General features: G+C 45.4%; 20 protein-coding genes. 3 read left to right on the forward strand and 17 right to left on the reverse strand.

What is annotated here, in order from left to right:
• Positions 1-11: 11 nt before the first annotated feature.
• The 17 genes from accA to rpsB all read right to left on the reverse strand — a co-directional run bounded on the left by accA (position 12) and on the right by rpsB (position 19,483).
• On the reverse strand, positions 12-971 hold the full coding sequence (gene accA, locus KI743_RS09330; protein ID WP_150869120.1) for an acetyl-CoA carboxylase carboxyl transferase subunit alpha: 960 nt from the start codon (positions 969-971) through the stop codon (positions 12-14).
• A gap of 45 nt (positions 972-1,016) precedes the next feature.
• Complete coding sequence (gene dnaE / locus KI743_RS09335; RefSeq protein ID WP_285466116.1) at positions 1,017-4,496, reverse strand: DNA polymerase III subunit alpha; 3,480 nt, start codon at positions 4,494-4,496, stop codon at positions 1,017-1,019.
• Between the two features lie 82 nt (positions 4,497-4,578).
• Entirely contained in the window at positions 4,579-5,250 is a 672-nt protein-coding gene (gene rnhB / locus KI743_RS09340) for a ribonuclease HII (RefSeq protein WP_306416821.1), read from the reverse strand.
• Positions 5,232-6,425: a lipid-A-disaccharide synthase gene (gene lpxB, locus KI743_RS09345; RefSeq protein ID WP_285466118.1), complete on the reverse strand. Its 1,194-nt coding sequence runs from the start codon at positions 6,423-6,425 to the stop codon at positions 5,232-5,234. The genes rnhB and lpxB overlap by 19 nt, the downstream gene beginning before the upstream one ends.
• Before the next feature lie 123 nt (positions 6,426-6,548).
• Complete coding sequence (lpxA, locus tag KI743_RS09350) at positions 6,549-7,337, reverse strand: acyl-ACP--UDP-N-acetylglucosamine O-acyltransferase (protein ID WP_032551710.1); 789 nt, start codon at positions 7,335-7,337, stop codon at positions 6,549-6,551.
• 1 nt (position 7,338) lies between these two features.
• On the reverse strand, positions 7,339-7,791 hold the full coding sequence (fabZ, locus tag KI743_RS09355) for a 3-hydroxyacyl-ACP dehydratase FabZ (protein WP_032551709.1): 453 nt from the start codon (positions 7,789-7,791) through the stop codon (positions 7,339-7,341).
• Positions 7,792-7,885: 94 nt separating this feature from the next.
• Positions 7,886-8,917 (reverse strand): UDP-3-O-(3-hydroxymyristoyl)glucosamine N-acyltransferase, encoded by a 1,032-nt coding sequence (gene lpxD, locus KI743_RS09360; protein ID WP_285466120.1) that lies wholly within the window; start codon positions 8,915-8,917, stop codon positions 7,886-7,888.
• A 5-nt stretch (positions 8,918-8,922) separates the two neighbouring features.
• Positions 8,923-9,423 (reverse strand): OmpH family outer membrane protein, encoded by a 501-nt coding sequence (locus KI743_RS09365; RefSeq protein WP_032551707.1) that lies wholly within the window; start codon positions 9,421-9,423, stop codon positions 8,923-8,925.
• Positions 9,424-9,450: 27 nt separating this feature from the next.
• Positions 9,451-11,856 (reverse strand): outer membrane protein assembly factor BamA, encoded by a 2,406-nt coding sequence (bamA, locus tag KI743_RS09370; protein WP_150869124.1) that lies wholly within the window; start codon positions 11,854-11,856, stop codon positions 9,451-9,453.
• A gap of 48 nt (positions 11,857-11,904) precedes the next feature.
• Positions 11,905-13,263, reverse strand: a complete 1,359-nt coding sequence (rseP, locus tag KI743_RS09375) for a sigma E protease regulator RseP (RefSeq protein ID WP_152469156.1) — start codon at positions 13,261-13,263, stop codon at positions 11,905-11,907.
• Positions 13,260-14,468 carry a 1-deoxy-D-xylulose-5-phosphate reductoisomerase gene (ispC, locus tag KI743_RS09380; protein WP_285466121.1) on the reverse strand — a complete coding sequence of 403 codons (1,209 nt, stop codon included), beginning with the start codon at positions 14,466-14,468 and terminating at the stop codon, positions 13,260-13,262. Before ispC ends, rseP begins: the two co-directional genes overlap by 4 nt.
• 53 nt (positions 14,469-14,521) lie before the next feature.
• Complete coding sequence (locus tag KI743_RS09385; protein ID WP_285466123.1) at positions 14,522-15,364, reverse strand: phosphatidate cytidylyltransferase; 843 nt, start codon at positions 15,362-15,364, stop codon at positions 14,522-14,524.
• Between the two features lie 15 nt (positions 15,365-15,379).
• Positions 15,380-16,132 (reverse strand): isoprenyl transferase, encoded by a 753-nt coding sequence (locus KI743_RS09390; RefSeq protein ID WP_032551702.1) that lies wholly within the window; start codon positions 16,130-16,132, stop codon positions 15,380-15,382.
• Positions 16,133-16,229: 97 nt separating this feature from the next.
• Positions 16,230-16,787 carry a ribosome recycling factor gene (frr, locus tag KI743_RS09395; RefSeq protein WP_032551765.1) on the reverse strand — a complete coding sequence of 186 codons (558 nt, stop codon included), beginning with the start codon at positions 16,785-16,787 and terminating at the stop codon, positions 16,230-16,232.
• A gap of 91 nt (positions 16,788-16,878) precedes the next feature.
• On the reverse strand, positions 16,879-17,610 hold the full coding sequence (gene pyrH / locus KI743_RS09400) for a UMP kinase (RefSeq protein ID WP_032551701.1): 732 nt from the start codon (positions 17,608-17,610) through the stop codon (positions 16,879-16,881).
• Positions 17,611-17,765: 155 nt separating this feature from the next.
• Positions 17,766-18,611 carry a translation elongation factor Ts gene (tsf, locus tag KI743_RS09405; protein ID WP_285466124.1) on the reverse strand — a complete coding sequence of 282 codons (846 nt, stop codon included), beginning with the start codon at positions 18,609-18,611 and terminating at the stop codon, positions 17,766-17,768.
• Positions 18,612-18,751: 140 nt separating this feature from the next.
• Positions 18,752-19,483, reverse strand: coding sequence for a 30S ribosomal protein S2 (gene rpsB / locus KI743_RS09410; RefSeq protein ID WP_032551700.1), 732 nt, complete (start codon positions 19,481-19,483; stop codon positions 18,752-18,754).
• Positions 19,484-19,917: 434 nt separating this feature from the next.
• Here rpsB and map point away from each other — a divergent pair, with 434 nt between their 5' ends.
• The 3 genes from map to KI743_RS09425 all read left to right on the forward strand — a co-directional run bounded on the left by map (position 19,918) and on the right by KI743_RS09425 (position 24,154).
• Positions 19,918-20,796 carry a type I methionyl aminopeptidase gene (gene map, locus KI743_RS09415; RefSeq protein WP_152469160.1) on the forward strand — a complete coding sequence of 293 codons (879 nt, stop codon included), beginning with the start codon at positions 19,918-19,920 and terminating at the stop codon, positions 20,794-20,796.
• Between the two features lie 178 nt (positions 20,797-20,974).
• On the forward strand, positions 20,975-23,596 hold the full coding sequence (gene glnD, locus KI743_RS09420; protein WP_285466125.1) for a bifunctional uridylyltransferase/uridylyl-removing protein GlnD: 2,622 nt from the start codon (positions 20,975-20,977) through the stop codon (positions 23,594-23,596).
• A 174-nt stretch (positions 23,597-23,770) separates the two neighbouring features.
• Entirely contained in the window at positions 23,771-24,154 is a 384-nt protein-coding gene (locus KI743_RS09425; RefSeq protein WP_032551697.1) for a DUF3461 family protein, read from the forward strand.
• The last annotated feature ends 4 nt before the right edge of the window (positions 24,155-24,158 follow it).

The raw sequence follows: 24,158 nt of genomic DNA on the forward strand, positions 1-24,158 counted from the left end.
GCAATACACAATTAGCAGTAACCGTAGCTCATTAGACGCTGGTAACGACGCTCTAGTAGCGTATCGTTATCAAATTGCTCTAGCTCTTCAAGCTGCTTAACTAGCGTCTCTTTCATGTTCTCAGCCATTTGGATAGGATCACGATGTGCGCCACCTAACGGCTCTGGGATGATCTCATCGATAAGCTCAAGCTCTTTTAGACGAGGAGCAATTAGGCCCATTGCTTCTGCTGCTTGTGGTGCTTTGTCTGAGTCACGCCATAGAATTGATGCACAACCTTCTGGAGAGATTACTGAGTATGTTGAGTACTGAAGCATGTTCACGTAGTCGCCAACACCGATAGCTAAAGCACCGCCTGAACCACCTTCACCAACAACGTTACAGATAACAGGAACCGTTAGACCTGCCATTACTTTTAGGTTCTTCGCGATCGCTTCAGATTGACCACGCTCTTCTGCGCCAACACCTGGGTATGCACCTGCAGTATCGATGAAAGTAATGATTGGCATGTTGAAACGCTCAGCCGTTTCCATTAGGCGAAGCGCCTTACGGTAACCTTCTGGTTTTGGCATACCAAAGTTACGGATTACTTTTTCTTTAGTCTCACGACCTTTTTGGTGACCAATAACCATAACTGGACGACCGTTTAGACGAGCCATACCACCAACGATCGCTTTGTCGTCAGCGTAAGCACGGTCACCCGCTAGCTCTTCAAATTCAGTGAATACGTTCTCTAGGTAATCTAGCGTGTAAGGACGCTGTGGGTGACGAGCAAGTTGAGCCACTTGCCATGCACCTAAGTCACTAAAGATTTTCTGTTTAAGCTCTAAGCTTTTTTTCTCTAGTTGTTCAATTTCTTTGTCTAGATCTACCGCAGCATCACCACCGTGACGAGAAACGTCACGTAGCGCTTCAATTTTTGCTTCAAGTTCAGCGATAGGCTTTTCAAATTCTAGAAAGTTCAGGCTCATCTATGAATCCTTGTTGACTCAGCTCCCATTAGCAAGAGCTGAATTTTAGTTAAATTCGAGTTCTACTTGGCTATTTCCAAGTAGCTGTTTTAATTCATCTATCAATGTATCACTTGGCGTTACGCGCCATTCTGTGCCCAATGTTAACCGCGCTCTAGCGTCGGCACGCTGGTAGTATACATTGACTGGGACCGTTCCGGCTCTATATGGTTCTAAGATTTGGCTAAAACGCTCAAAAAATTGACCATTAATTTGTGATTGATCGATAGAAATCGATAATCCGCGAGCATATTTTTCTCGGGCGCTTCCTAAGTCCATGACCTCGCGCGCGGACATTTTAAGCCCACCATTGAAGTCATCAAAGCTGACCTGTCCGGAAACGACCACAATTTTGTCTTTTTCGAGCAATTCTGCGTAGCGTTCGAGCGCATCTGAGAACAACATCACTTCCATTCGACCAGATCGATCGTCGATCGTCATCAAGCCGATTCGTGTGCCACGTTTAGTGGTCATCACTCGAGCCGCAATCACTAAGCCGGCAATCGTCAGTGACTGATCGCGACGAGTCGGTGTCGCATCTTTTAGGCGGCAACTAGTGTATTTGGCAAGCTCTTTAATATACGCATTAACCGGGTGACCTGTTAGGTATAGGCCTAGAGTTTCTCTTTCCCCTTCTAACCATACCTTCTCTGGCCATTTAGGTACCTGAGTATATTTCTGTTCGACCTCTTCTGGCGCATCAGTCAACACACCAAACATATCAGATTGACCGAACGATTCAGCGTGGTGATGTTGGCTCGCCGCTTTCACCGCATCGTTAAGCGAAGCCATCATTGCCGCTCGGTGTGGACCTAAACGATCGAGTGCACCCGACATAATGAGCTTTTCAATAACACGCTTATTGACTTTCTTGAGGTCGATACGAGCACAGAAATCAAACAGGTCTTTAAAATACCCGCCCTTGTTTCTGGCTTCGATGATCGCTTCAATCGGGCCTTCACCTACCCCTTTAATCGCGCCAATGCCGTAAACAATCGCCCCGTCTTCATCTACATTGAAGCGGTATAAGCCGGAGTTGATATCTGGCGGCAGCAGCTTCAACTTCATACGGAAACACTCATCCACAAGGCCGATGACCTTCTCAGTGTTATCCATATCCGCTGTCATTACCGCAGCCATAAATTCAGCAGGATAGTGCGTTTTCAGCCATAGAGTTTGATAAGAAACCAGAGCATAGGCAGCAGAGTGAGATTTGTTAAAACCGTAGCCTGCAAACTTCTCTACCAAGTCGAAGATTTTCATGGCCAGTTCGCCATCTACTCCGTTGGCTTCTGCACCTTCTTTAAAGGTACCGCGCTGCTTCGCCATCTCTTCTGGCTTTTTCTTACCCATCGCACGACGCAACATATCTGCGCCACCTAGCGTATAACCCGCGAGGATTTGGGCAATCTGCATTACCTGCTCTTGATACAAGATAATGCCGTAGGTTGGCTCAAGCGTCTCTTTTAACGATTCGTGTTGCCATGTTTCATCTGGGTATGAAATAGCTTCTCGGCCGTGCTTACGGTCGATAAAGTTATCTACCATGCCCGATTGCAGTGGCCCCGGACGAAACAGCGCTACCAATGCGATAATATCTTCGAAACAGTCAGGTTGAAGACGTTTGATTAGATCTTTCATACCACGAGATTCCAGCTGGAATACCGCAGTAGTTTCTGAATTTTGTAACAGGTTGAACGACGCTTGGTCATCTAACGGAATCGATTCGATACGAACTGGATCTTTGCCTTCGCGCTCAAGTCTTGGGTTTACTAACCCTAACGCCCAGTCAATGATCGTCAGAGTACGCAGACCCAAGAAGTCAAACTTAACCAGACCTGCAGTTTCTACGTCGTTCTTATCAAACTGAGTTACCGGGAAGTTACCCTCGGCATCAGCATAGATAGGTGCAAAGTCCGTGATGGTGGTTGGTGAAATTACAACACCACCCGCGTGCTTACCGGCGTTACGAGTACAACCTTCAAGGATACGACATTTGTCGATCAGCTCACGCACCTCTTCATCACCATCATACAGCTCTGGCAATGCTGGCTCAGCTTTAAAGGCTTTGTCGAGAGTCATTCCCGGATCAGGCGGGACGAGTTTGGAGATTCGATCAACGAAGCCAAACGGGTGACCAAGTACACGCCCCACGTCGCGAATTACCGCTTTTGCCGCCATGGTACCGAACGTGATGATCTGAGATACCGCATCACGACCATACATTTCTGCTACGTGGTCAATAACCTGGTCACGCTTATCCATACAGAAGTCGATATCGAAATCGGGCATTGAGACACGTTCTGGGTTCAAGAAACGTTCGAAGAGGAGATCGTATTCAAGTGGATCAAGATCTGTGATATCCAACGCGTAGGCTACCAGTGAGCCCGCACCCGAACCACGACCAGGACCTACAGGTACATCGTTATCTTTAGACCACTGGATGAACTCCATTACGATCAAGAAGTAACCAGGGAAACCCATGTTATTAATTACTTCAAGTTCGACTTTCAAACGATCGTCATACTCTGGTCTGCGCTCGGCACGTACTTGTTCATCAGGGAAAAGAAACGCAAGACGGCGCTCTAAGCCCTCTTCAGACTTCTTAATCAAGAAGTCTTCAATCGCCAGACCTTCTGTTGGGAAGTTTGGTAGGAAGTACTCACCTAAACGAACCGTAACGTTACAACGCTTGGCAATCTCAACGCTGTTTTCTAGTGCTTCTGGAATGTCAGCAAAGAGCTCGCACATCTCTTCTTCACTACGAAGATATTGCTGCTCACTGTAGTTTTTAGGGCGTCGAGGGTCTTCTAAAGTGTAACCATCATGAATCGCGACTCGAATCTCATGCGCTTCAAACAAGTCTTCTGAGATGAAGACCACTTCGTTGGTCGCAACCACTGGCAGTTCTACTCGTTCTGCAAGATCCAGAGCGAAGTGCAGATAAGATTCTTCATCAGGACGACCAGTACGAATCAATTCAAGATAAAAGCGATCGGAAAAGTGTTCTTTGTAAAAGGCAACACAGCTATCAACAAGAGCTTGATTGCCCTTCAATAGTGCTTTACCAATCTCGCCGTCTTTCGCACCAGATAGAATGATTAAGCCTTCCGCATTCTCAATCAGCCACTCCTTATCAATAACAGGGTGGTGTTGAACATGCCCACGAAGATAGGCCTTCGATATCAACAGAGTTAGGTTGTTGTAACCCTTGTTGTCCGTCGCTAGAACGGTTAAACGCGTAAGTTCTTCACCAAACTCTGGAGACTGCATCAGGAAGTCTGCACCAATGATAGGCTTTACACCACAGCCATGAGCTGTGCCATAAAACTTCACCAGACCACATAAGTTGGTAAAGTCGGTGAGCGCCATTGCGGGCATGCCCATTTCAGCCACTTTTTTCACCAAGGGTGGGACTTTGGAGAGTCCATCGACCATTGAAAAGTCACTATGAACACGAAGGTGGACGAATTTAGGATCTGACATTCTTCTTCCTGATTTCTAGACTAAGCCTAGGGGGTAACAACGTTTTGTTAATTCTATGAGTTTCTGTTGGCCAACGCGACTGCTAATCAAGCCCTAAAATGCGTTTTACAGGCTTAAAGCTCTTACGATAATGCTCAGTCACACCATGTTTTTCAATAGCTTCAAAGTGTGCTTTGGTTGGATAGCCTTTATGTTTCGCAAAACCAAATTCTGGATGTAGCTTGTCCAACTCTTCCATCTCTTGGTCTCTCACCACCTTGGCAATGATGGAAGCTGCACTGATTTCTGCAACTCGAAGGTCGCCTTTGACAACGGCTTGACCTGCCATTGGTAAATCAGGCACTCGGTTACCATCAATCAATGCCATATCAGGTTGTACACTTAAACCAGCGATTGCGCGCTGCATCGCAACCATGGTCGCTTGCAGGATATTTAACTCATCGATCTCTTGAGGCGAGCAGCGTCCTACAGACCACGCTAGCGCTTTCTCTTTGATCTCAGGTAATAGGGCTAGGCGTTTCTTTTCTGATAGCTTCTTCGAGTCGTTAAGCCCTTCAATCGGATTATTTGGGTCAAGAATTACCGCTGCGGTTACCACATCACCGACCAAAGGCCCACGACCAACTTCATCAACGCCAGCAAACAACTGGTAGCCTGCAGGGTACTCGAAAGGAGGAAGTTCTTTTTTATCTTTTACTGCCATAGTGTTCTCTTGGGCATTTAGTAATCTGTTATTTAATCTTGCGTTGACCAGCCAATAAGCTTCAACACTTGGTTCGCGGCTTGTTTATCAGCATCTTTACGAATCCAGTGGTGCATCTCAGTAAAGCGCTCGATTAAAGCGGTATTATCACGAGAAAGCATGGCATCTACCGACGGGAATAAGAAATCAGGGTGGCACTCTTCAAGGATGTGCTCTTTAACGATCTCTTCGCCAGCAAGAATGTTAGGCAACGAAACAAACTCGGTAATCGCTAGCTTCTTAACAATGTAGCCAGTCAGTTTATTTACCTTATAACCTACCACCATAGGGCGTTTCAGTAGCATACATTCAAGCGCAACGGTGCCAGAAGCGAGTAGGACTGAATCGGCAGCGGTAATTACATTGCGCGCAGTATCTTGCACAATAACAAAATCCAGCTCTGGTGCTGTTGCTTTCCAGATCTCGGTAAACTGCTGTTTGCGGGTCTCATTCACGGCTGCGACAACAAAGCCGATATCCGGGTACTTTTCATGAATGCGTTGGCAAGTTTCGATAAATGGTTGAGCAATCAGCTTCATTTCACCGCCACGGCTACCAGGAAGCACGGCTAACCATTTCTTGTCTTGCTCTAAACCGAGCAATTCACGTGCTTGTGCCTGATTTGGTTCTAGAGGAATCGCATCAGCTAACGTATGCCCAACGAACTCACAAGCAACGTTATATTTGTCGTAAAACGTCTTTTCGAATGGAAGGAATGCCAATACCAAGTCGGTCGCTTTATCGATTTTAAAAATGCGTTTAGGACGCCATGCCCACACAGATGGACTTACATAGTGAACCGTTTTAATGCCTGCATTTTTTAGGTCTAACTCAAGGCGTAAATTGAAATCTGGCGCATCAATACCAATAAAAACGTCTGGTGGGTTACTTGTAAAGTACTTCACCAACTCTGCCTTAACTTTCAGCAATCGTGGCAGTCTTCCAAGCACTTCCACCAAACCCATTACAGCAAGCTCTTCCATTTCGAACAGAGACTCGCAGCCCAAGGCTTTCATTTTTGGACCACCAATACCAACAAACTCCGCATTAGGATACTGCTCTTGAATCGCTTTCATGAAGCCTTCACCTAGGGTATCACCAGAGAGTTCACCAACAACAACACCCACTCTTAATGGGCGTTCAGAAGGCGCTTGATTGTGGTTTGATTGCATCGTTTCTACTGACATAAACCTTTCCTGATTCCTTACGGCTTAAAACAAAAAAGATCGCTTATGTGAGAGCGATCTTTTTGTTAATGGGTAAATGAAACTGTGAATACACACATAAACGCCATTTACCCTGTCATTTTACTATCGGATAATTCCGCGCTCTGAGCTTTCAAGCATCTCAAGCATTGGGTTGATCGATGGGAATTCATTCGCCATCTCTACCAATGTCTCTTTTGCTTCATCTAGCGTTTTACCTGAACGATAGATTTCTTTATACGCTTTTTGTAGCGCACGAATCTCAGGCTTCTCGAAACCATTACGCTTCAGACCAACAAGGTTCAAGCCAAATGGCGCCGCATGGTTACCTTGAGCAAGAACATATGGAAGTACATCTTGTACAACTGCAGAACAGCCGCCAATGTAAGCATAAGCACCGATAGAGCAGAATGGGTGGATAGCAGATAACGCCATAACACCGGCGTAATCACCAACCGTTACGTGGCCACCCAAGATAGCATTGTTGCCAATGTGAGTGTGGTTACCAACAATAACGTCATGCGCTACGTGAGCGTTGACACAAAGCAGGTTGTCATCACCAATCACTGTGGTCGCTTTATCTTGAACCGTACCACGGTGGATTTGAACCGCTTCACGAATCACGTTGCGATCACCGATAACTACCGTTGTATCTTCACCACCGTACTTTTTATCTTGGTTCTCTTCACCAATCACAGCATGCGGGAAGATTCGGTTGTCTTTACCGATTGTCGTGTGACCTTTAATCACAACATGCGACATAACTTCAGTGCCTTCACCAATAGTTACGTTGCCAGAAATGTAAGTGAATGGCCCCACAGATACGTTTGCACCAATGGTCACCTCACCTTCTATTACCGCTGCTGGGTGAATGTTTGCTGTTTCATGGATCATATTAAAACTCTCTACGAGCACATTTTAGTTCAGCTGAACATACTACTTCACCGTCCACTTTTGCTACACCATTGAATGATGCGATGCCACGGCGTTCTTTAAGGAATTCCACTTCAATAACAAGCTGGTCACCAGGGACTACTGGCTTGCGGAACTTAGCTTTATCAACACTCGCAAAGTAGTACAACTCATTCTCTGATGGTGCACCAAAAGATTTAAATGCAAGCAGACCTGTTGCTTGAGCCATAGCTTCAAGAATCAACACACCTGGGAATACAGGAAGTTGTGGGAAGTGGCCAGTAAACTGAGGCTCGTTCACAGAGACATTCTTAATCGCTGTCAGTGTCTTCTCTTCTTCAAAGTGAGTAACACGGTCGATCATTAGGAATGGGTAGCGATGAGGTAGTAGTTCCTGAATTTCAGTAATGTTCATCGTTTTCTGTTCAGTAGTCAAAGTCGTATTCCTATTTGTATTCTTTAGTCAATTAAAGGGATTATAAACGAAAAAGACCCGCATGACGCGAGCCTTTTAATTAGAAATGCTGGAATTATGATTCCGAGCCCTTCTCGATAAGTTTTTCAACAGTTTTCAGACGCTTGTTCATGTCATCAATACGATGAACGCGCGTTGCCGTTTTACGCCACTCTTTATTTGGCTGTAAAGGAATACCTGAAGAGTACATACCTTTCTCAGTGATGCTACGCATAACCATACCCATACCGGTAATCGTTACGCCATCAGCGATCTCAATATGACCATTGATAACGCTACCACCACCAATGATACAGTACTTACCTATCGTTGTGCTGCCAGCTATGATAGTACCACCCGCTAACGCTGAACCATATCCGATGTGAACGTTATGAGCAATTTGCATCTGGTTATCAAGGATTACGTTATCTTCAATAACAGTATCATCTAGCGCACCGCGGTCAATCGTCGTACATGCGCCAATTTCAACACGGTTACCAATGCGAACAGTGCCGACTTGAGGAATCTTAATCCACTCGCCTTTCTCATTCGCATAACCAAAGCCATCAGAACCAATCACTGTACTTGATTGAACCAAACACGCTTCACCTAACACCACTTCATGGTAGATGCTCACATTAGCCCACAGCTTAGTGCCTGAGCCAATTTTCGCATTTTTGCCGATGAAACAGCCAGCACCAATTACGACGTTATCACCCAGTTCAACACCAGATTCAATCACCGCATTCGCACCGATAGATACGTTAGCACCTAAAACCGCTGACTCAGCAATCACTGCAGAATCTGCGATAGCCGAAGCCGGTTCAGGAGTAGTATCAAGAGCTTGTGCCACTTTCGCAAACGCAACATATGGGTCATCAACCACAATTACGTGAGTTGTGCACAGTTCGCGTTCGCTCTCTTTTACCATCACAGCAGAGGCTTTGCATTCTGCTAAGTGCTTGCTGTACTTTGCATTTGAAAGGAATGTCACATCCCCTTCTTGTGCCTTATCCATTGGAGCTACTGCAGAGACAACCACGCTGCCTTCACCATGTAGCTCACCTCCGGTAATTTCTGCCAATTCGGCTAAAGTCAGATTCTTCATAGAGCTTATTTCAGTGATTTGATTACTTTCTCAGAGATATTGTATTCAGGTTTCGCGTATTGAAGTGTAGAGATGTCTACGATCATGTCGTAGCCCTCTTTCTCAGCTACTTTTTCTACTGCTTCTTGAATCACTTTAAATAGCTTCTGCTTCTCTTGAGCTTCACGACGTTGACTCGCTTTCTCAAGCGCTTGCGCTTTAATCTTGTACTTGCTGTCTAGTTGACCAACTTCAATACGTAGTTTTTCAACTTCTTCTGGACCAAGCAGCTCGCCATCACGCTTTAGCTTTTCAATCTTGGTTTGAGCTTCTGCTTGAATGCTTTGCAGTTCAGCCGCTTTGTCTTTGAACTCTTCCTGCATTTTTTGAAGAACAACTTCACGCTGAGGTAGAGCTTGGAATACTTGTGCAGTGTTCACGTAGCCAATTTTCTGTGCCGCTTCTGCAGCTGTTGCAAAGAAAGAGGAGCTAAGAACGATTAGGCCTAGACCTGCTGCTTTCATCATATTTTTCAAAATATTGTCCTTTAAGTATTAGAAAGTTCTACCAATGGTGAATGTGAAGAACTCTTCATCATCACCTTCGTAAATTTTAATTGGTTTAGCTAGAGAGAAAACCAGTGGTCCCATTGGCGACATCCACTGTAGGGCTGCACCGTATGAAGAACGATAATGTGTTGGGTCAGAGTAATCGTAGTAGTACTGAGAGCCGTTACTCGGCGCTTCACGGTCAACAAACTCTGTATCCCATACACTTGCCATATCAAAGAACACACTGGTTCGGATCTGGCTGCGAGCCTCATCTGAAGCAAATGGCGTAGGTACAATTAACTCTAAGCTTGCAAGTGCGATTGCGTTACCACCAATTGAGTCATCAGTTGCTGTATCGTAAGTCGGGTTGTTACCCGTGCTGTTTGAGTAAACAGCCTTTGGACCAGCAGAGTTAGAGCCGAAGCCACGCAACGTTGTGAAGCCACCAGCGTAGTAGTTCTCGTAGAATGGGAACAGGTTATCATTACCATCTGTCTGGCCATAACCATTACCATAGCCTAAACGACCACGCATCAGTAGCGTAAACTCATGCTTTTTAGTCAGCGGGATGTAATGTTTTACATCGTACTGCATCTTGAAGTACTTAACGTCAGAGCCTGGTACTGTCATTTTAGCGAAAGCACGTTGGTGGTTACCCTCGGTAGGGAAGAAGCCACGGTTCAGGTTGTTACGCGTCCAAGAGATGTTGATATCGAAATCATCGGTAAGGATGTTTTCATCACCGTATTGGTTGATACTTCGAGCAAACTGTTCAACTTGAATATAGGTAGGAACATTACCGATCTTGTTGTGGGTGTAACCGACACCAAACTCAAGACGGTTCAGTTCATCCATAGGGAAACCCCAAGTCAGGCTGGTACCATAACTTTGGTTGGTATAGTCAACAATACCCGCTTCCGATGCTTCAAACTCGTTGTAGAAGATCTTACCACCCAAACTCACACCATCAAGGTTCCAGTATGGGTCGCGATAGTCCAAGCTCACATTCTTTTGATAATCGTTCATCATGGCACTGACACCAACACGATTACCAGAGCCCGCAAAGTTATCTTGCTGAAGACCAACTTGGAAACTGATGCCTGATTCAGTACCGTAGCCGACACCAAAGTTGATGCTACCCGAGTTTGCTTCTTTCACGTTGTAAACCAAATCAACTTGGTCTTCGGTACCCGGAACACGTACCGTCTGAACATCAACGGTTTCGAAGAAGCCCAAACGATTCAAGCGGCTTTTACCCGTATCAATAGACTTCGAGTTAAGCCAGCTGCCTTCCATTTGACGCATTTCACGACGTAGTACTTCATCTTTAGTTGAGTTGTTACCCGTGAAACGGATATCACGCACGTAGATACGGCTACCCGCTTCTACGTTAATAACCAAAGAAACCTCTTGGGTCTCATCGTCGAATTCAGGAATAGTACGTACTTGTGGGTAGGCATAACCTGACTCACCTAGGATACGCTTAACGTTCTCTTCTAGAGAGGTCACTGCGGAGCCGTTATAGGTATCACCCTCTTCAAACGGTACCAGCGCTTCGAAGTCCGCTTCTCGACCAATAAGCTCACCACGGAACTTAACGTCTTTCACCTTATAAGGCTTACCTTCATCTAAGCCTAGCGTAATGTACACGCCCTTCTTGTCAGGTGAAATAGAGACTTGCGTAGAATCAACTTGGAATTTTAAGTAACCACGGTCCAGGTAGTATGATTTCAACGCTTCTATGTCACCGGCAAGCACTTGCTTCTGATACTTTTCGTCAGCTAAGAAGTTCCACCAAGCAACATCTACATTTAGATTGAAGCGACTCAGCAACTCTTCATCACTGTATACTTCATTACCAATGAAGTTGATCTGTTGGATCTTCGCAGATACACCTTCAGTGAACACAAACTTTAGGTCTGAACGGTTACGAGGAAGAGGTGTTACCACCGCTTTTACAGTCGCGTTGTATTTACCCACGCTGTAGTAAAAATCTTCTAACCCTTTTTCTATGTTGCTCAGAGTCGTACGATCTAACGCTTCACCTTCACGCACACCTGATGCGTCTAGGTTCTGCTGAAGTTGCTCTTCCTTAATCGCTTTGTTGCCAGAAAAAGAGATACTAGCGATTGTTGGACGCTCTTTAACTTGAACAATCAACACACCTTCATCACGTAATACTTTTACGTCCTCAAAGTTGCCTGATGCATAAAGCGCACGAATGATCTCAGATACATCGCTTTCGTCTACTTGGTCGCCAATACGCACTGGCATTTTCAAGAGAGCAGCACCTAATGCTACGCGTTGTAGACCTTCAATCTTAATATCTTGAACTACGAAGTTTTCTGCTCCATTCGCAGCCACGCTTGTGGCCAATAGACTTGCGAACAGAATTTGCTTAATCGCCATACTTATTCTAATTATTCCTTGCTACTACCAAAGCCTGTGAGGAACCATTCACAGACGAGTAAAGTCGTTAAATATTGCTAGGGCCATCAGTGAGAAGATAATCGCACTGCCCACTCGGTATCCCATCTCTTGTACCTTTTCTGGTACAGGTTTACGAGTAATTGCCTCAATAGCGAAAAAGAGCAAATGACCGCCATCTAACATAGGCAGCGGTACTAAATTAATAATGCCTAAGTTAACACTAATCAGAGCTAAGAAACCTAAGAAATAAACCAAGCCATAATCTGCTGTGGTGCCCGCACCTTTAGCAATTGAGATTGGCCCACTTAGGTTATTTAACCCTACATCACCCACGATAAGCTTCTTAAGCATCGTCAGTGTTAGGTCAATGATTTGACCCGTTTTATCAATCGCCTTACCTACTGCTTCAAATACACCAAATTGCAGCTCAAAGCGATAGTCTTCCGGCCATTCTGCGACTTCTGGAGCAATACCAGCATAACCGATTGAACTACCATCAGACAGTTCACGAGATTTCGGTGTTAACGTCAGCTCAGTTTGATAGCCATTGCGGTCGACAGCGATATTCAATGCTTGTTCAGGATTAGAGCGAATGGCTTCGACCACCATCGGCCAATCATTCACCTCTACGCCATCAATGCTGACAATCTGGTCACCTACTTCAAAGCCTGCTGAATACGCAGCACCATCTTCCATTACCTGAGCAAGCGTTGTTGAGATTTCAGGAGAAAATGGTTTGAAGCCTAAAGTAGACATTGCCGATTCTGTTTCAGGGTCAAAAGACCATTGAGTCAGATCGAGAGTCAACTTCTGTTCTAGACCAATATTGTCTTGAGAAGCTACGGTCACTGTCATGCTGTCATCACCAATATGTGAGATCAGACCAATGTTCACAGATTCCCAATCAGCGGTTTTGATTCCTGAAATAGATTTAAGTTCCATTCCAGATTCAATTCCTGCTTGAGCAGCGATAGATTGCGGAGCCACCTCACCAATTACGGGCTTAACTGCAGGCACACCTATCAAAAAGACTAACCAATAGGCAAAAATGGCGAACAAAAAGTTAAACGCTGGGCCAGCACCCACAATCGCCGTTCGTTTCCACAAAGGCTTCTTATCAAAAGCGTATTGTTGCTGCTCTTCGGTGACGTCATCGACTCGACCGTCGAGCATTTTAACGTAGCCACCAAGAGGAATAATCGACAGGCTGTACTCTGTGCCATCTTTTCCGACTTTGCTCCAGATTGATTTACCAAAACCAATCGAAAACTTTTCAACTTTTACGCCACAGCGACGAGCGACCCAAAAATGGCCAAACTCATGAACTGCGACCAGTATCCCTAACGCAACAATGAAGGATACGAAGTTCCATAAAATTCCACTCATAACAACTGCTCTTCAATAAACTGAACGGCAAGGTTTCGTGACATAGTATCTAGCTCTAGCAAGCTTTCCAAGCTATCTAGACTTTCAGACGTGTGCTGTTCACAGACTTTGTTCATAACGTGTTCGTTAATCACAGCAATGTCGGTAAATTTCACTTTTTCATTTAAGAATGCATCAACCGCCACTTCATTAGCAGCATTAATTGCTGTTGTAGCATGCTGTCCAAGGTAGCAAGCTTCGATGGCCAATTTTAAGCATGGGTAACGTGCGAAATCTGGCTCTAAGAAAGTCAACTCACCTACTTTGGTAAAATCGAGAGGCTTCACACCAGCATCGATACGGTCTGGGTAAGACATCGTCAATGCGATTGGCGTTGCCATATCAGGCTCGCCCATTTGTGCCAATACTGAACCGTCTTTGTATTGCACCATAGAGTGAATCACTGACTGCGGATGAATAATCACTTTCAGCTGCTCTTGAGATGCATTAAAAAGCCATTTCGCTTCAATGTACTCAAGGCCTTTATTCATCATAGTCGCAGAGTCGACTGAGATCTTAGGCCCCATAGACCAGTTAGGGTGCGCTATCGCTTTTTGCGGAGTCACCGACTCCAGCTCAGATACTTCTGTGTAGCGGAATGGACCGCCAGACCCCGTTAAAAGGATATGGTTGATGCCGTTTTCGGCAAGGTCGCAGCGCCCAAGTTGCGTTTGAACTCGCTCAGGCAAGCATTGGAAAATCGCATTATGTTCACTGTCGACAGGGAGCAATTCAGCACCGTACTTTTCAACGGCATCGATAAACAACTGACCCGACATAACCAAAGCTTCTTTGTTTGCAAGCAAAATACGCTTACCAGCCTTTACCGCAGACATCGTCGGTAACAAACCAGCGGCACCAACGATAGCTGCCATCACTGTATCGACATGGTCTAAAGCCGCAACCTGACACATGCCATCATTGCCACTTAACACTATTGTTGAAACAGCGTCTTGTTGCAGCTGACGCTCTAGTTCTTCAGCCGCTTGAGGACACGCCATAGCAACGTATTCCGGCTGCCACTTAGCCACTAGCGCTCGCATTTTTTCTACATTAGAACCCGCAGCTAGTGCCACAATATTGTATTGAGTAGGATTCTGTTCAACGACTCTTAGGGTGCTCGCACCAATTGAGCCTGTTGCGCCAAGGATAGTTAGATTTCGCATCTCAGTAAGACCGTAGGAATAAAACAAAGGGCAGATTGCTCTGCCCTTAAAATTTAGAATGCTAAGTAAAGCAGAGCAAAGACTGGGAAGGCAGCGGTTAAGCTGTCAATTCGGTCCAGTATTCCACCGTGACCAGGAATTAAATTGCTGCTGTCCTTAATACCAGAAACTCGCTTAAACATACTTTCAACGAGGTCACCCAATACAGAGATCACTACGGTAATTAAAGTGATCGCAATCATTTGGATCGGGCTAGTAAACTGAATATCAAATAGACTCGCGAAAATCCATGCAACAATCAACGCAGTAATGATACCGCCAATCAAACCTTCAATGGTTTTATTTGGGCTCACTGCTGGCGCCATTTTTCGTTTACCAAAGCTCTTTCCAGCAAAGTAAGCACCGCTATCCGCTGCCCATACAAGCAAGCAAACAAACATAACCAGCTTAGCACCATGGTATGGATCTTGATCGATACCATTTGCTCTTAGAATCACTACGCTCCAAAAGAACGGGAGTAGTGTCAAAATACCGAAACAATGTCTCAGTAAACTAGAACCCTGCCACGCTGACGTAGACTTAGGATAAGTAACGGCCAAACCACTTGCGATAACCCACCATACAGAACCGATCGCTAACACCACAAAGTGCGCGCTTGAGAGGTGGTTTAAGCTAAACGCATCAAATGGAATTAACGCGAAGCTTGCAACACTGATCGCCACCGTTGGCACAAGAGCCAAGTAACGTGACTTGCTCTCTACGAACTGAGTCCATTCCCAGTAACCTAAAAGGGTAATCACGAATAGTGATAAAATGAAGGTTGCCAGTGATAACTCGAAAATGCCAAGAATAACCAGAGGAGCTAAGATCAGCGCAGTTATAATTCGTTGTTTCAAACTAAAAAATCCTTATTAGCTGTCCATCATTGCTTTGATTTGTTCACCAGTACAACCAAATCGACGCTCTCGATTTACAAACCATGTTACCGCTTCAACCAAGCTATCTTCGTTAAAGTCAGGCCAGTACTGTTCTGTGAAATACATTTCTGCATAAGCAAGTTGCCACAACATGAAGTTGCTGATTCGACATTCACCGCTAGTGCGAATAAGCAGATCGACTTCTGGAATATCAGACATAGTAAGGTGCGAAGTGATCAATGGCTCATCGATCTCATCAATATTGAGTTCGCCCTCTTTCACTTGGGTTGCAATTGACTTAACTGCCTGTTGAATATCCCACTTGCCGCCATAGTTGGCAGCAATGTTAACAACCATACCGGTGTTATTACTGGTTAAAGCTTCCGCTTCTTCAATTTTCTTTTGTAGTCGCTCATTGAAACGACTTTTGTCACCAATAACACGTAACTGTAGATTGTTCTTATGCAGCTTTTTAACCTCGCTAGCGAGAACGGTAATAAAAAGCTCCATAAGGACACCCACTTCTTCCTCTGGGCGACGCCAGTTTTCACTGCTGAACGCAAACAAGGTTACGGCTTTAATGCCGAGTCTTGCAGAAGATGAGATGGTTTTACGAACCGCTTGAACGCCATTTTTATGGCCAAATACGCGAGGTTTACCCTGAGCCTTAGCCCAGCGGCCATTACCATCCATGATGATAGCAATGTGCTTTGGGAGAGAGTCTGTGAACGCTTGAGAATTATGCATAAAAGAGTGAATCAAATTCTAATAGTCGGACAGAGTAGCATAAAAAAACGCTGAACGGTGAGAACAGCGTTTTTCCAACAGAGAAGAATGTGGAAAATTAAACTTCCATCAACTCTTTTTCTTTAGTTGCTAGTACTTCATCTACGTTCTTAACCGCAGCGTCAGTTAGCTTTTGAATTTCGTCTTGTGCTTTGCGATCTTCGTCTTCAGAGATTTCTTTATCTTTAAGAAGTGCTTTTAGGTCGCTGTTTGCGTCACGACGGATGTTACGGATAGCAACACGGCCACCTTCAGCTTCGCCACGAACGATTTTAACTAGGTCTTTACGACGCTCTTCCGTTAGCGGTGGAAGTGGAACACGGATAACCGTACCCGCAGACATAGGGTTTAGACCTAGGTCAGAAGTCATGATCGCTTTTTCAACTAGTGGCGTTAGTGTTTTATCAAACACTGTGATTGCTAGAGTACGAGCATCTTCAGCGATAACGTTAGCAACTTGAGTCAGAGGTGTTGGTGCACCGTAGTACTCTACAGAAATACCAGACAGTAGGCTTGGATGCGCACGACCTGTACGGATTTTTTGAAGGCTATTTCTTAGTGCTTCAACACTTTTTTCCATGCGCTCTTGAGCGTCTTTTTTGATTTCGTTAATCACAATTTCACCTTGATTATGTTCTTTCTTCAAGAAAGCTTTTTAGGAGTGATGAAAATAAACTCGCCAAGGCAGTACCTTGGCGAGAGGGTCATTATTCAGTTTCGCTGATTAATGTACCTTCAGTCTCACCCATCACCACGCGGCGTAGTGCGCCTGGCTTGTTCATGTTAAATACGCGGATTGGCATCTTGTGATCACGTGCTAGCGTAAATGCAGCCAAGTCCATTACTTTTAGCTCTTTCTCAAGAACTGTGTTGTAAGACAAAGTATCATACAGCTCTGCGTCTGGGTTTGCTACTGGGTCTGCCGTAAATACACCATCTACTTTAGTTGCTTTTAGCACAACATCAGCTTCAATCTCGATACCACGTAGACATGCAGCAGAATCTGTAGTGAAGAATGGGTTACCTGTACCCGCAGAGAAGATCACAACACGACCCTGACGAAGTTGAGAAATCGCATCAGCCCAGTTGTAGTCGTCACATACACCTTTAAGAGGGATTGCAGACATTACACGTGCGTTTACGTAAGCACGGTGTAGAGCGTCACGCATAGCAAGGCCGTTCATTACTGTTGCTAACATACCCATGTGGTCACCCACAACGCGGTTCATACCTGCTTCAGCAAGACCTGCGCCACGGAAAAGGTTACCGCCACCAATTACAACACCTACTTGAACGCCTAGTTCAACCAATTCTTTTACTTCTTGAGCCATACGATCAAGGATCGTTGGATCAATACCAAAACCTTCTTCGCCTTGTAGCGCTTCACCGCTAAGTTTTAACAGAATACGTTGATACGCTGGTTTAGGGTTCGTAGTCATGGAGTTTACCTTCCAAAGAGTTGATGATTAACAGTCATGAATAGACAAAAATGTGTCGAGATTCTTATCCATTCATCACGGTTAATTTTCCATGCGCTATTCATAAAAAGACCGTAGCATGGGCCACGGTCTTTTTTCGAACAATACGCTAAGGATTAACCTTTTTGTACCGCTGCAACTTCGTCAGCGAAGCTCATTTCAGCAGCTTTCTCGATACCTTCACCAACTTCTAGACGTACGAAGTTAGATACTGCAGCGCCTTTCTCTTTAAGGATTTCGCCAACAGTTTTCTTAGGTTCCATGATGAAAGCTTGACCTGTTAGAGAGATTTCGCCCGTGAATTTCTTCATACGGCCGATAACCATTTTCTCAGCGATCTCTTGAGGCTTGCCTTCGTTCATAGCGATTTCAACTTGAACAGCTTTCTCTTTAGCTACTACGTCTGCAGGTACGTCTTCTGGGTTAACGAACTCAGGACGAGATGCAGCAACGTGCATTGCAACGTGCTTAAGAGTTTCAGCTTCGCCTTCACCAGCTACAACAACACCGATTTTCTCACCGTGACGGTAAGAAGCTAGTGCAGCACCTTGTACGTATGCTACGCGACGGATGTTGATGTTTTCGCCGATTTTTGCAACTAGAGCAACGCGAGTTTCTTCGAACTTAGCTTGTAGCTCTTCTACAGAAGCTTGAGTAGCTACTGCGTCAGTTGCTACTTCTTCTGCGAATGCAGTGAAGCTAGCATCTTTTGCTACGAAGTCAGTTTGACAGTTAACTTCAAGAAGAGCAGCTACGCCGTTCTCTTCTTTGATGATGATTGCGCCTTCAGCAGCAACGTTACCAGCTTTCTTAGCTGCTTTCGCTGCGCCAGATTTACGCATGTTTTCAATTGCTAGTTCGATGTCAGCGTTTGCTTCTACAAGCGCTTTCTTACATTCCATCATGCCAGCGCCAGTGCGCTCGCGAAGTTCTTTAACTAGAGCAGCAGTTACAGTTGCCATTCTCTATTCCTCGGTTGATTCGAAAATAAGGTAAAAATCAGGGGCCAAAATGAGGCCCCCGATCTAACTATAACTTAGCTTACATTTAATAAAGATTTCAAAATCTAGATTAGTAAGCCAAGCGTGATTCAGAGCCGCTATTATTCAGCTTCTACAAAACCATCTTTTTCAGCAGCTACAGCAGCAACGTCTTTGTTACGACCTTCTTTAACCGCGTCTGCAGCAGCGTTTAGGTAAAGCTGTACTGCACGGATTGCATCGTCGTTACCTGGGATAACGAAGTCAACGCCGTCTGGGTTAGAGTTAGTATCAACTACAGCGTAAACTGGGATACCTAGGTTGTTTGCTTCTTTAACTGCGATGTGTTCGTGATCAGCATCGATTACGAATAGAGCGTCTGGTAGGCCGCCCATGTTCTTGATACCACCAAGAGACTTCTCTAGCTTCTCCATTTCACGAGTGCGCATTAGAGCTTCTTTCTTAGTTAGCTTGTCGAAAGTACCGTCTTGAGCTTGAGCTTCTAGGTCTTTTAGACGCTTGATAGACTGACGAACAGTTTTGTAGTTCGTTAGCATACCGCCTAACCAGCGGTTGTTAACGTAGAACTGGTTGCTGTTTACAGCAGCTTCTTTAACAGCTTCAGATGCAGCGCGCTTAGTACCAACAAAAAGAACTTTACCTTTTTTCTCGCCAACTTTAGCTAGTTCAGCTAGAGCGTCGTTGAACATTGGTACAGTTTTTTCTAGGTTGATGATATGAACCTTGTTACGAGCACCAAAGATGAATGGCTTCATTTTTGGGTTCCAGTAACGAGTTTGGTGACCGAAGTGAACACCAGCTTTTAGCATATCGCGCATTGATACAGTTGCCATTTTAAAATCCTCTATGGGGTTAGGCCTCCACATCCCCCATGAATCCGACCCCTAACAACTAACGGCTTAAAGCAGCGGTTATTTATGTTGTTGAAGCACCCCGGAACATGTGTCGGAATGTGTGTGATTTAAAGATATAGTAAGTGAACACAAAGGCTGTTTCGCCAAGAGGGAGAAAACAGTCCTGATGTCCGGCGCGCTTTATACCATATTTTGTCTATCTTTGGCTAGAAAAAATTCTGTTTTAAGGCTCAACAACAGCTACTGATAAAGTGCTTTTTTACGTTGCTGTGATGGAATCATTTGTCGTCTTTCCACCAGCACCAAGAGTAACCATCTCTTTAGTATGGGTATGGCAGTGTTGCGCTAAACTGCTGCACTGCTAGAATAGCCCCATACGCACACTTAGGTGCGACCTAATTAAGAGATATGCAATGGCTGTAAAAATTAAAACTGCTGAAGAAATCGAAAAAATGCGCGTCGCCGGTAAACTGGCTGCAGAAATCCTAGAGATGATCGAACCTCATATTCAAGTGGGTACGACAACGGAAGAGCTGAACAAGCTTTGCCACGAGTACGCTCTAGAGAAAGGCGCATATTCAGCTCCCCTTGATTACCATGGTTTCCCTAAGTCAATTTGTACTTCTATCAACCACATCGTTTGTCACGGTATTCCAGCAGAGCAAGACGAAGTGGGCAGCACTGGTCAGCACAAGCCAGCTGTACTTAAAGATGGTGACATCCTAAACGTAGACATCACGGTTATCATCCCTGATGACAAAGACGCAGACTTAAGCGTACGTCCTCAAGGCTACCACGGTGACACTTCTAAAATGTTCCTAGTTGGTGACGTATCACCAGCAAACAAACGTCTATGTATGGTTGCACAAGAAGCCCTATACGAAGGCATGCGTCAAGTTAAGCCAGGTGTTCAACTGGGTCAAATCGGTACTGCGATTGAGAAGTACATCAAGACCAACAACAAGAACAACCCTCGTGCTAAGTTCTCTATCGTAAAAGATTACTGTGGCCACGGCATCGGTTCTGAGTTCCATGAAGATCCACAAGTCGTACACTACAAAAACAATGACCGCACAGTACTGAAAGCGGGTATGTGTTTCACTATCGAGCCGATGATCAACGCAGGTAAGTTTGGCTGCCGTCTTGATGACGAAGATAGCTGGACAGTGTACACAGCAGATAGCAAGAACTCTGCACAATGGGAGCACACACTTGTTGTAACAGACACTGGTTGTGAAGTTCTAACGCTGCGTAGCGATGATACTATTCCTCGTATCATGAAAAATGCTTAATTCATTGAATTAAACAGCTCGAACGAATGAAAATATCCTCGCCTTGTCGAGGATATTTTTTTATCTACAGATCTTCTCACTTCTCTTCGATAAACCGTTTGCACAACCATTTCGGTTTCCGCGCAACCTCTGGTAAATTGTCTGTTATTCCTATTTTTGCTTGCACGGATAGCAAACTATGCCATACCAATGTCCTCTTACGTTCAAAGAAGAACAGATAGAAATCAGTGAACTCAAACAAAAACTCGAACAGTTCACCGAGCATCAGAAAAACGAGTTTCTCAATCATCACCCCGTTACCGACCTAGTCCTCTCACGCTCCGAATATATGGATCGTATTTTGAGTCGACTGTGGCAGCACTTTGGATTTAGTGAATTACCCCACATCAGCCTAGTTGCTGTGGGCGGCTATGGCCGCGGCGAACTTCACCCGCTTTCCGACATTGATATTCTTGTCGTTTCCCAGAAAACACTACCCAAAGCGTTAGGCGATAAGGTCAGCGAGTTCATCACGCTCCTTTGGGATCTGAGATTAGAAGTCGGTCACGCAGTTAGAACCGTCGCTGAATGTTTAGACATTGGCAGTGCCGATCTTACAGTAGCAACGAACCTGCAAGAATCTCGTTTATTGTGTGGCAGTGAAGATACCTTTCAGCAACTTAAAATGAAGATCCATTCTGACTCATTTTGGCCAAGCGAAACCTTCTACAAAGCCAAGATTCAAGAACAGAAAGAGCGCCATGCGCGCTATCACGACACAACCTACAACTTAGAGCCAGACATCAAATCGACGCCGGGCGGCCTGCGCGACATCCATACGCTAAGTTGGGTTGCTCGCCGTCACTTTGGCGCAACGTCTCTGCTTGAGATGAGCAAATATGGCTTCCTTACCGACGCCGAGTACCGCGAATTAGTCGAATGTCAGGATTTCTTATGGCGCGTACGTTTTGCGCTACATATTGAACTGCGCCGCTACGACAACCGCCTCACCTTTGCCCACCAAGCTCAGGTTGCCGAACATCTTGGCTACTCTGGTGAAGGTAATCGCGGCGTAGAGATGATGATGAAGGAGTTCTATCGAACCCTGCGTCGAGTCGCTGAACTCAATAAAATGCTGCTTAAACTGTTTGATCAAGCGATCATTAATGGCGGAGAAACCCAAGACGCACAAATTCTCGATGAAGACTTTCAAAGACGCGGCTCTCTGATTGAGGCTCGTAAGCCAGCTCTATTCCAGGCGCGTCCAGAAACCATACTCGATATGTTTATCCATATCGCTAATGACTCCTCTATCGAAGGCGTGAGTCCGCCAACGTTAAGGCAGCTACGTACAGCACGTCGCAGGCTTAACCGCTTTCTGCATACGATCCCTGAAGCGCGTGAAAAGTTCATGGCTCTGGTACGCCACCCCAACGCATTGCATAAAGCCTTTAGCCTGATGCACAAACTTGGAGTACTTTCTGCTTACCTACCACAATGGAGTCAGATTGTCGGTCAGATGCAATTTGACCTTTTCCATGTCTACACCGTGGATGAACACAGCATTCGACTACTGAAACACATCAACCGCTTCAGTTATGCCGCCAACCACGACAAACACCCAATCTGTTGTGAAGTTTACCCACGTATTCAGAAAAAAGAGCTGTTGATTCTGGCAGCCATTTTCCATGATATCGGAAAAGGGCGCGGTGGTGATCACTCTGAGATTGGCGCTGTGGAAGCGTACTCTTTCTGTATCGAACACGGTCTATCGAAACCCGAAGCTAAGCTTGTCTCTTGGCTGGTTCAAAACCACCTACTGATGTCAGTGACCGCCCAGCGTCGTGACATTTACGACCCAGACGTAATCACAGAGTTCGCCAAGAAAGTACGTGATGAAGAGTCACTGGACTATCTGGTCTGTCTAACTGTCGCTGATATCTGTGCAACCAATCCTGAGCTCTGGAACAGCTGGAAGCGAACCCTGTTAGCTGAACTCTTCCACTCTACTCAGCGAGCCCTGCGCCGCGGCCTTGAGAACCCGGTCGATGTGCGTGACCGTATTCGCCACAACCAACAGATGGCATCTGCCCTACTGCGTAAAGAAGGCTTTACTGCACGCGAAATAGAGGTGCTATGGCAACGCTTTAAGGCTGACTACTTCCTGCGCCATAGCCATAAGCAGATCGCTTGGCATTGTGAGAACCTGCTGCGCCTTGAAGACTCTAGTCAGCCCCTGGTACTGATCAGTAAAAAACCAACACGTGGCGGTACAGAGGTGTTTGTGTATTCAAAAGATCAGCCGGCACTGTTTGCGACCGTGGTCGCAGAGCTGGATAGACGCAACTTCAACGTCCATGATGCTCAAGTGATGGTAAGTAAAGATGGTCATGTTCTCGATACCTTTATGGTACTCGATCAGCATGGCGAAGCCATCGACGAGGCGAGACATAAAGCGGTCATCAAACACCTAACCCATGTATTGGAAGATGGTCGACCAACCAAGATCAGAACTCGTCGCACACCGCGTAATTTGCAGCACTTTAAGGTGAAAACTTCCGTAGAGTTTTTACCAACCAAGAGTAAGAAGCGCACCTTGATGGAACTAAGAGCACTCGACACGCCAGGATTATTAGCGCAAGTCGGTGCAACCTTTGCCGAACTCAACATCAACTTACATGCGGCAAAAATTACTACCATAGGTGAACGTGCCGAAGACTTGTTTATCTTGACCAGTGATATTGGAGGGCGCTTAACCGAAGAGCAACAACAAGCCCTACGTGAACGTCTTACTGAGCACGTATCCGAGCTCGCGCCATAGTTAGACCACCTCTAGCAGGTAGTTGAATATTCTGCTTTTAGTGTGGGCAAGGTCGAGAGAGCGATCTTGCCCACAACTTAGTATCAATTCATTCACCAGCGCTATCTAGCTCATGATTAGGCTGCTACATTAACCTATGTAATCCGTCTTCCATTCAGATACTAGAGGTCGCTTATGTATCCAAACCTCACTGGTTTAGGCATCCATGAACCTAAACAGATTGAACGTTACTCACTTCGTCAAGAAGCTCACAAAGACATCCTAAAGATCTACTTCCGCAAACAAAAAGGCGAGCTGTTCGCTAAAAGCGTCAAATTCAAATACCCACGCCAAGTAAAAAGTGTGTTGGTCAGCGGCGGTAACAACCAGTATAAGGAAGTTACTGAGATCAACCGCAATCTAACGCTAGTGATTGATGAGCTGAATAAGATCACCAAGCCATCACCAAGCAGTGACGTCGATGTGAAACAGAAGATACTGACCGACTTACGTCACCTAGAAAAAGTAGTTTCAAGCAAGATCGCAGAGATCGAAGCGGATCTAGAAAAACTGAAGTGATCCC

This window comes from Vibrio sp. D420a (assembly GCF_030248625.1).
Taxonomy (GTDB): Bacteria; Pseudomonadota; Gammaproteobacteria; order Enterobacterales; family Vibrionaceae; genus Vibrio; species Vibrio fortis_A.